This window comes from Rhizobium laguerreae (assembly GCF_002008165.1).
GTDB classification, from domain to species: Bacteria; Pseudomonadota; Alphaproteobacteria; order Rhizobiales; family Rhizobiaceae; genus Rhizobium; species Rhizobium laguerreae.
Map to the genome: position 1 here is coordinate 296498 of NZ_MRDM01000017.1, position 12953 is coordinate 309450.

Consider the following 12953-nt stretch of genomic DNA (forward strand, 5'->3'; position numbering starts at 1 on the left):
GCTCAAAATGAAGGCCAGTGTCATCACATCTGCTGTTTTGCACGGCCTGGTGCTTACCTGGGCGATGGTGTCGCTCGGCGCTCCGGAATCCTTCAAGGTAGAGGATTTCGAGGCGATGCCGGTCGATCTCGTGCCGGTGGAGTCCATTACTCAGATGCAGCAAGGCGACAAGAAGGCTCCGAAGAAGGAGACTTCCGCGCCCGTGCCGACGACGCGGCCGCCAATCGCACAGCCGGCCGAGAATGCCGGCGACAACAATGTCGACTTGAAGACGCCGCCGGTCCCGAACGCCAAGCCCAGCAATAGCGAAGCTGCCGCGGCGAATTCGAGCGAAAAGCCGATGCCGAAGACCGATCCTGTCCCGAATGATGTCAAGGACATCATCAAGGAGGAAACGGAAGTCGAGCAGCCGAAGCAGGTCGCCTCCATTCCGCCGCCGAAGCCGGTCGAAGTAACGCCGCCGAAGCCTGAGGAAAAGCCGCCGGAAGAGCAGGCCAAGCCCGAGGAGCCGCCGAAGCCGGACGCCGAGGCGCTGCCGGACAATGTGCCGACGCCTGTCGCCAAGCCGCAGGTGAAACCGCCGGAACCGCAGAAGCCCGCCGAAAAGCCACCGGAAAAGACCCCGGACCAGCCGAAGACCGCCGACGTGCCGACCGACAAAAAGAAGGCGGACAAGAAGCAGGAAACGGCGAAATCCGCTTCGTCGATGAAGAGCGACTTCAATGCTGACGAGATTTCGATCTTGCTGAACAAGACCGATCCTTCCGCCGGCGGCGCCAAGCGCTCGACGCAGGAAGCGTCGCTTGGTGCGAAGAAGAGCAACGGTGGTTCCAAGCTCAGCCAGAGCGAAGAAGATGCGGTGCGCGGCTTGATTGAGGGCAATTGGCTTGTCACCCCGGGGATGGAAGGCCTTTCCGGCATGGTCATTAAGGTGCATATGAAACTCGACAAGGATGGCAATATTATTGGTCAGCCAGAAGTCGAGTCATCGGGCGGCAGTAGCAGCGATGCCACACGCCGTGCGTTGGAAGGCGGGGCCTATAGAGCTGTCATGAAGTCCGCCCCCTTCTCGATGCTTCCTAAGGACAAGTATGAGGCTTGGAATGAGTTCGACCTGAATTTCGATCCGAGTTCCATGGGAATCTAGATGCTGACGGATCTGTCCCATGGCAACAAGCCTTTTGCAGCCGCCATCATGCTTGGAGCGATTCTGGCTTGTGCGCCTGAGGCGTTGGCACAATCGGTCGACGCGGCGACCTCCAAGAAGTCAGCCATGGATTTACAGCACGCAATTGCTTCCTCCTTCGATGTTCCTCCGGGGCAGGCAAGGGGCGGCAGAGTTTTGATCACCGTCCATCTGCGGCTCGACAAGAATGGGGCGATCGTTGGTTCACCCGAGGTAACAGCCTCGGGCGGCAACGAAGCTGCTCGAGAAAGCCTGTCGGCTGCGGCGCTCCGGGCGGTACAGCGCTCGTCGCCATTCCCGATGCTCCCGAAAGAAAAATACGAATCCTGGAACGAAGTCGTCCTGCACTTTGAATCCGGCGATCCGACTCCATAGATGCTGAAAGGCTGTTTGGTATGACAAAGTGTTCCTTTTTCCGCGCCATTTTGGTTGCAGTCGGTCTGATGACCACTGCCGTCTTTGCAACGCCGGCCAACGCGCTGGTCACCCTCGACATCCGAAAAGGCAATGTCCAGCCGATGCCGATTGCGGTGACTGACTTCCAGGGCGACATAGGCGCGCAGGTCTCGCAAGTCATCGCCGCCGACCTGCAGCGTTCCGGCCTGTTTGCCCCGATCAACAAGACAGCCTTTATTGAAAAGATCTCCAATCCTGATGCCGCGCCGCGGTTCGAGGACTGGAAGGTCATCAATGCACAGGCGCTGGTCACCGGCCGGGTTACCAAGGAAGCGGATGGCCGCCTTCGCGCCGAGTTTCGCCTCTGGGACCCGTTCGCCGGACAGCAGATGACCGGCCAGCAGTTCTATACCCAGCCGGAGAACTGGCGGCGTGTTGCCCACATCATCGCCGATGCGATCTACAAGCAGATCACCGGTGAGGAAGGCTATTTCGACACCCGCGTCGTCTTCGTCTCCGAATCCGGCACCAAACAGCAGCGCAAGCGTCAGCTGGCGATCATGGATCAGGATGGCTTCAACGTGCGGATGCTGACCGATGGCAGCGATCTCGTGCTGACGCCGCGCTTCTCGCCGAGCCGGCAGGAAGTCACCTACATGTCCTTTGCCAACCAGCAGCCGCGGGTCTATCTGCTGCAGCTAGAAACCGGGCAGCGCGAGGTCGTCGGCAACTTCCCGGGAATGACATTCTCGCCGCGCTTTTCGCCTGATGGTCAGAAGGTGATCATGAGCCTGCAGCAGGATGCCAATTCCAACATCTATACGATGGACCTGCGTTCGCGCACGACGACCCGGTTGACCTCGACGGCGGCGATCGACACGTCGCCCTCCTATTCGCCTGACGGCGCACGCGTCAGCTTCGAAAGCGACCGCGGCGGAAAGCCGCAGATCTACGTGATGAACGCCGATGGCTCGGGCCAGACCCGTATTTCCTTCGGCGACGGCTCCTATTCGACGCCGGTCTGGTCGCCGCGTGGCGATCTCATCGCCTTCACCAAACAGGCCGGCGGCAAGTTCTCGATCGGCGTGATGAAGCCGGATGGTTCCGGCGAGCGCATCCTGACGACCGGCTTCCACAATGAGGGCCCGACCTGGGCGCCGAACGGCCGCGTGCTGATGTTCTTCCGCCAAGCTGCGGGGTCGGGCGGTCCGCAGCTCTATTCGATCGATCTGACCGGTTACAACGAGCAGCTCGTGAAGACGCCGACCTACGGCTCCGACCCGGCTTGGTCGCCGCTTATGGAGTAGGCGATGCGCTGCTGCCTTCTTGTCGCCTCAAAGTCATGGAACCGAGCGGCCAAGGGACAAAGTAGCGAATTGTTAACCATAATCTTTGAGGGGCGGTTAACCGAGTGCGGTTACTGTCCGGAAACCCTGATGAAATCGCAAGGAGACCGGCCATGAGCCGAATTCATACCCCGGCAATGAGCCGCATGCAGAATTTCGCCCGCAACCCCGTCATGATCGCGCTTATCGCCGGCCTCGCGCTCGCAAGCTGCGCCAAGAAGCCGCCGAACAGCGCCGGCGACCTCGGCCTCGGCACAGGTGCTGGCGGCGCTGCGACGCCGGGCTCGGCCCAGGACTTCACGGTCAACGTCGGCGACCGTATCTTCTTCGATACCGACTCCTCGTCGATCCGCGCCGATGCCTCGCAGACCCTCGACCGTCAGGCGCAGTGGCTCGGCCGCTACCCGAACTACCAGATCACCGTCGAAGGCCATGCCGACGAACGCGGCACGCGCGAATACAACCTCGCGCTCGGCGCCCGCCGTGCCGCTGCCGCCAAGGATTATCTCGCTTCGCGCGGCGTCCCGGCACAGCGCCTGAAGACGATCTCCTACGGCAAGGAACGTCCGGTCGCCGTCTGCGATGATATTTCCTGCTGGTCGCAGAACCGCCGCGCGGTTACCGTGCTTGGCGGCGCCGGCATGTAATTGCCGAGCGACAATTCGCTTTTTCGAAAGGCGGTCCCCTCAGGGGCCGCCTTTTCTTTTTGACCACACTTTGGCCAGACTCCGTTGCTTTTTGAAAGCAATTGGAAAAATCTCCTGTTCGTGCCATCGAGGTGCGAAGAATCACTGGGACAGGACGATGCATATGAAGAAATTTGTCGTGGCAGGCATGCTGTGCCTCGCGGCTGTGACCGGAAGCGAACGGGCGGCCTATTCGGCCTCGTTCTTCGGGCTACATCTCGGCGGCCGATCGGCGGAAAACCAGGCGGCGCCGCCCGTCGTCAAGGTGCAGAGCGGCGATGCGGAGGTCCGCGTGCAGCAGCTCGAAGAGCAGCTGCGGCAGTTGAACGGCCGGATCGAGGAGATGAGCTTTCAGCTTCTGCAGATGCAGGAGACGATCCGCAAGCAGCAGGAAGACAATGAATTCCGCTTCCAGCAGCTCGAAAAGACGGGTGCCAGCGGCGGCGGCAAGGCTCCTGTCAAGAAGAGCGAGACCGATGCTGCTCCGGCAGCCTCCGGCGGCGACGACATTGCCAAGGTGATCCAAGCACCGCAGGGAGCCGAAACGGCTCCCTCTACCAGCGTGCCTGAGAATAGCGGCCTCGGCCAGCCGCCCAAGGAGCTCGGCTCGATCGATTTCGATCAGAACGGCAATCCGATCGGCGGAAGCGTCGACGAAAACGCCACGATCGGTTCCGGGCCGATTCCCGATGCCAGCCGCAAAACACCGCAGCAGACCGCCTCGCTCGGCAGCGAGGCCGACCAGTACAAAGCCGCCTACGGCCACGTGCTATCCGGCGATTACAGCACGGCCGAACAGGAATTCACGCAGTATATCGCCCGCTACCCGAGCAGTGCGCGGGCGGCGGACGCCAATTTCTGGCTCGGCGAAGCGCTCTATTCGCAGGGCAAGTACAATGAGTCGGCCAAGACCTTCCTCAACGCGCATCAGAAATACGGCACATCGGAAAAGGCACCGGAAATGCTGCTGAAGCTCGGCATGTCGCTTGCCGCCCTCGACAATAACGAGACGGCCTGTGCAACGCTGCGCGAAGTGTCGAAGCGTTATCCGAAGGCCTCGCGTGCCGTCATAAGCAAGGTTGCGAGCGAACAGAAGCGCCTCTCCTGCTAAGGTCTTCCGGAATGTCTCCGGATGCCGCATCGCCTCAACTGGCGATCCTCCAGTTTCTCACGTCGCTCCAAAGCCCTGCGCGCATTCTCGTCGCGATATCAGGCGGCAGCGATTCCACCGGCCTGCTTCTTCTGCTCGATGAAGCCGTGAAGACCGCGCCGCATCTCAAGATTTCCCTTTGCGCGGCGACCGTCGATCATGCGTTGCGCGCCGGCTCCGCAGACGAGGCGCGTGAAGTCGCAGCCCTTTGCGCATCGCTCGGCATTCCCCACATCATCATGATCTGGCAGGGCGACAAGCCGAAAACCGGTATCATGGCTGCGGCCCGAGAGGCACGTTATGGCTTGCTTGCGGCGGCGGCCGAAAGTTTCGAAGCCAATCTCATCGTCACTGGCCATACGTTCGACGACCAGCGCGAAACACTGCAGATGCGTGGGATGCGAACGGAGCAGGTTTCGACCGGTATTGCAGATGCGGTGCTCTTCGACCGGCGTTTGTGGATTTTACGGCCGCTTCTTTTTTCCACCCGGGCAGATATCCGCGCTTTCCTGAGAGAGCGGGGCGTGCCGTGGATCGACGATCCAAGCAACGAGGATACCAAGTACGAGCGCGTGCGGATGCGCCGGCAGCTTTCGGCCGATGCAGGTGCTGAGAGCAATATCCGCGGGGTATGGGAAGAGCGAATGGCTCTCTCGGCCAAGGGAGCCGAATGGCTGGATCGTCATTTCACGCTTCACGGCGGCCTGCTCGGGCAGGTGATGCCTGATGGGTTGCGGCAGGATCGTGCAGTTCTCAATTATGCGCTCGGCCGTCTGGCAGCCGTTTTCGGTGGGCAGCCGTTTGCGCCGGGGAGGGCGCAGATGGAGCGGGTTTTTACATTTGCCACCGGCGGCGGGCTTGGACGAATGACCGCCGGCAGGGTGGTGTTCGATCTCAGGCGCGACGGGCTTTATCTGGCGCGCGAGAGCCGGGGGATATTGCCCCTGGTTCTGCGGCCGGGAGAGGCTGGGGTTTGGGATGGCAGGTTTTATGCCTGCAATGGATCAACCGCTTCAGTTGAAATCGAGGCCGCTGCAACATACGCTCCCTCATTCCTGTGCTTGTCACAGGAATCCAGCGCGCCCGAATTCTTGGGCGCGAAAGACGCTTCACGCATTGTTGAGTCAATCACCGCGCAGATGCGCGGTGGCTGGATTCCTGTGACATCCCTCGGATCAAGTCCGAGCACAGGAATGAGGGAGGATCGTATTGCGCTCCTTCCCAAGGCTGCATGGAAGCGCGCCGTCGCCTCCGCGCCGGCTTTAACCTCCGAAGGAGCTCCTTTATCTGAGGAATTCGCCCGCATGATCGAACTGACACCCTATTTCGCACCCTTCGACCGCTTTTTGACACGATTTGACTTCATCTTTGCCAATAGGCTTTCGGCGGTTTTCGTGACGGCGCCCTATGCGAGGCTGCCTTTAAGAAGTATTGACGGAAAAACCATCTGACCTGGGGTGTCGCCTTGGCAATCGCACGGCGCAACCCTATGTTAGAGAGGAATAAGACGGTCGCCATGAGGCGGCTGTTCCATGCTGGGGAGTTCAATGAACCCTAACTTACGTAATTTCGCCTTGTGGGCGATCATAGCGCTTCTGCTGATCGCCCTTTTCAGTATGTTCCAGACGGCGCCGGCACAGACGGGCTCCCGTGAAGTCCCTTATTCGCAGTTCCTGCGTGAGGTGGATGCGGGCCGGGTGAAGGATGTCGTGGTCACGGGGAACCGGTTGACCGGGACATATCTGGAGAACAACAATACCTTCCAGACCTATTCGCCTGTGATCGACGACAGTCTGCTCGACCGCCTGCAAGCCAAGAACGTGGCCGTCACCGCGCGTCCGGAGACTGATGGTTCTTCCGGCTTCCTGAGCTATCTCGGAACACTGCTGCCGATGCTTCTGATTCTCGGCGTCTGGCTGTTCTTCATGCGGCAGATGCAGGGCGGTTCACGCGGGGCGATGGGCTTCGGCAAATCCAAGGCCAAGCTGCTCACCGAAGCGCATGGCCGCGTGACGTTCGAAGACGTTGCCGGTGTCGACGAGGCCAAGCAGGATCTCGAGGAAATCGTCGAATTCCTGCGTGATCCGCAGAAGTTCCAGCGTCTCGGTGGTAAGATCCCGCGCGGCGTGCTGCTCGTCGGCCCTCCGGGCACCGGCAAGACGCTGCTTGCCCGCTCGGTTGCCGGCGAAGCCAATGTGCCCTTCTTCACCATTTCAGGTTCCGACTTCGTAGAAATGTTCGTCGGCGTCGGTGCAAGCCGTGTGCGCGATATGTTCGAGCAGGCGAAGAAGAATGCGCCCTGCATCATCTTCATCGACGAAATCGATGCCGTCGGCCGTCATCGCGGCGCCGGTCTCGGCGGCGGTAATGACGAACGCGAGCAGACGCTGAACCAGCTGCTGGTCGAAATGGACGGCTTCGAGGCGAATGAAGGCGTGATCCTGATTGCCGCTACCAACCGTCCCGACGTTCTTGACCCGGCGCTGCTGCGTCCCGGCCGTTTCGACCGTCAGGTCGTGGTGCCGAATCCCGACATCGTCGGCCGCGAGCGCATTCTCAAGGTGCATGCCCGCAACGTTCCGCTGGCGCCGAATGTCGATCTCAAGATCCTCGCCCGCGGAACGCCCGGTTTTTCCGGCGCCGATCTGATGAACCTCGTCAACGAAGCCGCCCTCATGGCCGCCCGGCGCAACAAGCGCGTCGTCACCATGCAGGAATTCGAGGACGCCAAGGACAAGATCATGATGGGCGCCGAGCGCCGTTCCTCGGCAATGACCGAGGCGGAAAAGAAGCTCACCGCTTACCATGAAGCCGGACACGCCATCACCGCGCTCAATGTCGCCGTCGCCGATCCGCTGCACAAGGCGACGATCATTCCGCGCGGCCGTGCGCTCGGCATGGTCATGCAGCTTCCCGAGGGCGACCGCTACTCGATGAGCTACAAGTGGATGGTCTCGCGCCTCTGCATCATGATGGGCGGCCGCGTCGCCGAAGAGCTCACCTTCGGCAAGGAGAACATCACTTCGGGTGCCTCCTCCGATATCGAGCAGGCGACCAAACTTGCCCGCGCCATGGTCACGCAGTGGGGCTTTTCCGATCAACTCGGTCAGGTCGCCTATGGCGAGAACCAGCAGGAAGTCTTCCTCGGCCACTCGGTTTCGCAGTCGAAGAATGTTTCGGAAGCAACCGCGCAGAAGATCGACAATGAAGTGCGCCGGCTGATCGACGAAGCCTATACGCAGGCCCGCACGATCCTGACGGAAAAGCACGACGAATTCGTCGCCCTTGCCGAAGGTCTGCTCGAATACGAGACCCTGACCGGCGAAGAGATCAAGGCGCTGATCCGCGGCGAAAAGCCTTCCCGCGATCTCGGTGATGATTCGCCGCCAAGCCGCGGCTCAGCCGTTCCGAAGGCCGGCGCACGGCCTGCCACCAAGGGTGACGAGCCCGAAGCCGGCCTCGAACCGCAGCCGCATTGAACAGCGGCACTCCCTTGAACAAGGCCGGATTTCCGAAGTGGGAGATCCGGCCTTTTCTATTGGTAACGGGATATAATCATTTTTCTTGCTAATTTACGTGCTGATCGCCGCATTTTGTGGCATTCCGCTGAATTGAGGCAAGCATGAATCACGCTCCTGGATTGACGACATTCCACTGAAGCCGGATTCGCTTGGAACGATGCGCTGCCTTGAATGGCGCGCGGAAAGCGCAGGAGTGCAGATGAAAAGACGCTATTTCGGTACGGACGGCATTCGCGGCCAGGCCAACGTCTTCCCGATGACGCCGGACCTTGCGATGCGGGTTGGCATCGCCGCAGGAACGATTTTCCGTAACGGCGCCCACCGTCATCGTGTGGTGATCGGCAAGGACACGCGCCTGTCAGGATACATGCTGGAGAATGCCCTCGTGGCCGGTTTTACCGCGGCTGGACTGGACGTGTTCCTGCTCGGCCCTATTCCGACACCTGCGGTTGCCATGCTGACGCGTTCCCTGCGATGCGATATTGGGGTGATGATTTCGGCCTCGCACAATCCGTTCCAAGACAATGGTATCAAACTTTTCGGTCCGGACGGCTACAAGCTCTCCGATGACATCGAAGCGCAGATCGAGGATCTGCTCGAGAAGGATCTATCGGGGCAGCTTGCCAAGGCTGAGGAAATCGGCCGAGCCAAGCGCGTCGATGGCGATATCTATCGCTATCTCGAGCATGTCAAACGCACGCTGCCGCGCGACGTCACGCTGCAGGGTCTCCGGATCGCCATCGATTGCGCCAACGGTGCCGCCTACAAGGTGGCGCCCGCCGTGCTCTGGGAACTCGGTGCTGAGGTCGTCACTATCGGCAACGAGCCGAGCGGCATCAACATCAACCTCAATTGTGGTTCCACCAGCCCCGTCGCGTTGCAGAAGAAGGTCGACGAGGTGCGCGCCGATATCGGCATCGCGCTCGATGGCGATGCGGATCGCGTCATCATCGTCGACGAGAACGGCTCGATCGTCGACGGCGACCAGCTGATGGCCGTCATCGCCGAGAGCTGGGCCGAGAGCCAGCAGCTGCGCGGCAATGGTATCGTTGCGACCGTGATGTCCAATCTCGGCCTCGAGCGTTTCCTCGATGACAAGGGCCTCGGCCTTGCCCGGACGAAGGTCGGTGACCGTTACGTCGTCGAGCATATGCGCCAGCATAATTACAATGTCGGCGGCGAGCAGTCCGGCCACATCGTGCTTTCGGATTACGGCACGACCGGCGACGGTCTCGTCGCGGCGCTGCAGATCCTGGCCGCGGTCAAGCGCACCGGCCGGACCGTCAGCGAGGTCTGCCGCCGCTTCGAGCCGGTGCCGCAGCTCCTGCGCAATGTCCGCATCAGCGGCGGCAAGCCGCTGGAGGATATCCAGGTGCAGAAGGCGATCGCCGATGCCGAAGCCGAGCTTGCCAGGAACGGCCGCCTCGTCATCCGCCCTTCGGGCACCGAGCCGCTGATCCGCGTCATGGCCGAGGGCGACGACCGCGCCCAGATCGAACGCATCGTCAACGAGCTGATCGGTACGATCTCGAACGTCCGGACAGCCGCCTGATTTTTTCGGGATGAAATGTCAAAAGCCGGTACGGAAGTACCGGCTTTTCGTTATTGGTGCCTTCGGTTCGAAGATTTACTCCGGATCGACTTCCCGCCCGGGACCGTTTCCGCCGTTCCGAAGACAAGATGTCAGTGACTTGCCAGCTTGGCTTCCGGTAGGGAGCAAGCCTCGGCAATCGCAGCATGTCGGAGCGCAGTGAGCACTGAGACGGCATCCACGGAAATTTGCCGATGCCTTGGTGACAACGCTGTCAACCTCCACACGTGGATGCTACACGGCGGCATTTGCATTCAAGGGAAATATCATGAAAAAATTGGTGCGCCTGCTGCTGACGATCGCTCTGGCATTCGTCGTCTTTACCGGTTTCCGCTGGTATCGCTACATCACCAACACCGACAGCCCTTACGATGAAATCGGCATCACGCTCAACAATGCCATGCCGGGCCCGATCAATGCCTGGGGTTGTGCCAAGCTCAAAACGACCTTTGGCACCTCCTTGCCACCATACGGCTGCGCTGCCGAAAACGCGACGCAATGGAAGTAACAGCAAGATTTGTCGATTGGAGCAGCCGATGGATCTGACGGCGAAGGAAACCGACCTGGCGATTTGAAGGGGCGGGGTTCTTGGGCTTTGCAGTTGGCGGTCTTCGGTGAGTCCGGCGGCTGCCAGCCTGAACCTAACTCCACGATAGCGAGGAACTCGCCGCCAATCTCTCTCTTAACGTTTCTTCCCATTTATAGTTAAGCAGCTTTTAACGTTTCCAATTCATTATCCATACGAAGCGTACCAGATTGGCGGCGATTGAGCCTGCCGACGCAACGAGATTTTGGAGTGGGATCCATGAAAAGAAGCTTGTCCGGCATCTTCGCCGCATTGTTGATCGCGACAAATGCCTATTCCGCGGACTTCGCCCCTGCCGAACCTATCCCGGAGCAGCCGCCTGAGGTAACGGTCACCGAAGCGACCGGCTGGTACCTGCGCGGTGACGTCGGTTATGCCTTTACCGATCTGCGCGGCGCCCGCTATTTTCAGGGCAGCAACGCCACGGAAGTCGATTTCGACGACGCTGATCTCGATGACGCATGGACGATCGGTGGCGGTGTCGGTTATCAGATCAACAGCTATCTGCGCACCGATCTGACCTTCGACTATCTCACCCAGGCGGATTTCAAGGGTTCGACGGTTGGGCAGTGCGGCTTTCCGCTGGTGGATTGCACCTCGAGCGACCGCTCTTCGCTGACGGCCTATACACTGCTCGCCAATGCCTATGTCGATCTCGGCACCTATGGCTACGTCACGCCTTATGTCGGTGCTGGTATCGGTGGTTCCTACGTGAAGTGGAAGAACCTGCGCAACGTTGCCTGCGCCGATGACGGCAGCTTCTGCGACGACCAGGTCACGCATGGCGGCAAGGGCAACTGGCGTTTCACTTACGCCCTGATGGCCGGCGCCTCGATCGACGTGACCTGCAACGTCAAGGCCGATGTCGGCTATCGCTACCTGCATATCGACGGCGGCAACATGTTCGGATATGCCGACAATGGCGGCCCGGGTCGCGACAAGGGTCTCAGCGTTCACGAAGCCCGCGTCGGTGCCCGCTATCTCTTCGGGGGCTGCGCCCAGGCGAGCTACGAACCGCCGCCGGAAATCCCGCTGCAGCAGCCTGTCTACAAGTAAGTTCGATCTCCCTGACACCAGAAGCCGCCCCCAACCGGGCGGCTTTTCGTATTGCGGCCCTACTGCTCGGCGTCAAAATATGTTCCCGCCGCGACGCTTCGATCTTGACTATGACGCGCCGGATCCATACACACGGCGGCGGGACACCCTTCCCCAACGAAGGGCTTTCTATCTGAGAGGATAGCATCATGGCGAAGACCGCAAAGCCGGACATCCGTCCGCACAATACCCATTTTTCTTCTGGCCCCTGCTCGAAGCGCCCCGGTTGGTCGCTCGAAGCCCTTTCCGACGCGGCCCTTGGCCGTTCGCACCGCGCGAAGGTCGGCAAGGCCAAGCTCAAGCAGGCCATCGACCTTACCCGTGAAATTCTCGAAGTGCCGGCGGATTACCGCATCGGCATCGTTCCGGCGTCCGACACCGGCGCCGTCGAAATGGCGCTCTGGTCGCTGCTCGGCGAACGCGGTGTCGACATGCTCGCCTGGGAAAGCTTCGGCGCCGGCTGGGTCACCGATGTCGTCAAGCAGCTGAAGCTCAAGGATGTGCGCAAGCTCGAAGCCGGTTACGGCGAGCTTCCCGATCTCTCCGCCGTCGATTTCGACCGCGACGTCGTCTTCACCTGGAACGGCACCACCTCCGGCGTGCGCGTGCCGAACGCCGATTTCATCCCAGCCGACCGCAAGGGCCTGACGATCTGCGACGCCACCTCGGCCGCTTTCGCGCAGGCACTCGATTTCGCCAAGCTCGACGTCGTCACCTTCTCCTGGCAGAAGGTTCTGGGCGGCGAGGGCGCCCATGGCGTCATCATTCTTTCGCCGCGTGCCGTCGAGCGTCTGGTCACCTACACGCCGGCCTGGCCGCTGCCGAAGATCTTCCGCATGACCTCGGGCGGCAAGCTGACGGAGGGCATCTTCCAGGGCGAGACGATCAACACCCCGTCGATGCTCTGCGTCGAGGACTATATCGATGCGCTTGTCTGGGCGAAGGGCCTCGGCGGCCTCAAGGGGCTGATCGCGCGTGCCGATGCCAATGCCAAGGTCATCCACGATTTCGTCGCGGCAAACGACTGGATCGCCAATCTCGCCGTCAAGGCGGAAACGGCCTCCAACACTTCCGTCTGCCTGAAGATCGTCGACAAGGACATCGCAGCGCTTGATGACGACGGCCAGGCGAATTTCGCCAAGGGCCTGGTCGGCCTCCTGGAAAAAGAAGGTGTCGCTTATGACGTCGGCCACTACCGCGACGCGCCGTCGGGCCTGCGCATCTGGGCTGGCGCCACGATCGAGGCATCCGACATGCAGAAGCTGATGCCGTGGCTTTCCTGGGCCTTCGAAACACAGAAGGCGCAGCTCGCTCAGGCCGCCGCCTGAGGTGATCGCATCCGGCTCCGCCATAGGGCGGAGCCTATTCCTGATTCATTCATCGCTGAACACTTTTG

Annotated in this window: 11 protein-coding genes; all 11 read left to right on the forward strand. The window is 60.8% G+C overall.

Going from position 1 to position 12953, the window contains the following annotated elements; translation table 11 throughout:
• The first annotated feature begins 7 nt into the window (after nucleotides 1-7).
• The 11 genes from BS630_RS25430 to BS630_RS25485 all read left to right on the forward strand — a co-directional run bounded on the left by BS630_RS25430 (nucleotide 8) and on the right by BS630_RS25485 (nucleotide 12885).
• Nucleotides 8-1147, forward strand: coding sequence for a hypothetical protein (locus tag BS630_RS25430; protein WP_077979578.1), 1140 nt, complete (start codon nucleotides 8-10; stop codon nucleotides 1145-1147).
• Nucleotides 1148-1561 carry a TonB C-terminal domain-containing protein gene (locus BS630_RS25435; RefSeq protein WP_077979579.1) on the forward strand — a complete coding sequence of 138 codons (414 nt, stop codon included), beginning with the start codon at nucleotides 1148-1150 and terminating at the stop codon, nucleotides 1559-1561.
• A 20-nt stretch (nucleotides 1562-1581) separates the two neighbouring features.
• A complete protein-coding gene (gene tolB / locus BS630_RS25440; protein WP_077979580.1) occupies nucleotides 1582-2889 on the forward strand; it encodes a Tol-Pal system beta propeller repeat protein TolB in 1308 nt (435 codons plus the stop codon).
• Nucleotides 2890-3041: 152 nt separating this feature from the next.
• The gene (gene pal, locus BS630_RS25445; protein WP_027683223.1) at nucleotides 3042-3575 is read left to right on the forward strand and encodes a peptidoglycan-associated lipoprotein Pal; all 534 of its coding nucleotides are present in this window, start codon (nucleotides 3042-3044) and stop codon (nucleotides 3573-3575) included.
• Between the two features lie 163 nt (nucleotides 3576-3738).
• Entirely contained in the window at nucleotides 3739-4725 is a 987-nt protein-coding gene (ybgF, locus tag BS630_RS25450; protein ID WP_077979665.1) for a tol-pal system protein YbgF, read from the forward strand.
• A gap of 11 nt (nucleotides 4726-4736) precedes the next feature.
• Complete coding sequence (tilS, locus tag BS630_RS25455) at nucleotides 4737-6215, forward strand: tRNA lysidine(34) synthetase TilS (protein WP_077979581.1); 1479 nt, start codon at nucleotides 4737-4739, stop codon at nucleotides 6213-6215.
• A 96-nt stretch (nucleotides 6216-6311) separates the two neighbouring features.
• Entirely contained in the window at nucleotides 6312-8243 is a 1932-nt protein-coding gene (gene ftsH / locus BS630_RS25460) for an ATP-dependent zinc metalloprotease FtsH (RefSeq protein ID WP_077979582.1), read from the forward strand.
• A 241-nt stretch (nucleotides 8244-8484) separates the two neighbouring features.
• On the forward strand, nucleotides 8485-9837 hold the full coding sequence (gene glmM, locus BS630_RS25465; RefSeq protein WP_077979583.1) for a phosphoglucosamine mutase: 1353 nt from the start codon (nucleotides 8485-8487) through the stop codon (nucleotides 9835-9837).
• 307 nt (nucleotides 9838-10144) lie between these two features.
• A complete protein-coding gene (locus BS630_RS25470; protein WP_062945198.1) occupies nucleotides 10145-10384 on the forward strand; it encodes a hypothetical protein in 240 nt (79 codons plus the stop codon).
• Nucleotides 10385-10681: 297 nt separating this feature from the next.
• Nucleotides 10682-11518 (forward strand): outer membrane protein, encoded by an 837-nt coding sequence (locus tag BS630_RS25475; protein ID WP_003542702.1) that lies wholly within the window; start codon nucleotides 10682-10684, stop codon nucleotides 11516-11518.
• Between the two features lie 188 nt (nucleotides 11519-11706).
• On the forward strand, nucleotides 11707-12885 hold the full coding sequence (locus BS630_RS25485; RefSeq protein WP_077979585.1) for a phosphoserine transaminase: 1179 nt from the start codon (nucleotides 11707-11709) through the stop codon (nucleotides 12883-12885).
• Nucleotides 12886-12953 lie beyond the last annotated feature (68 nt).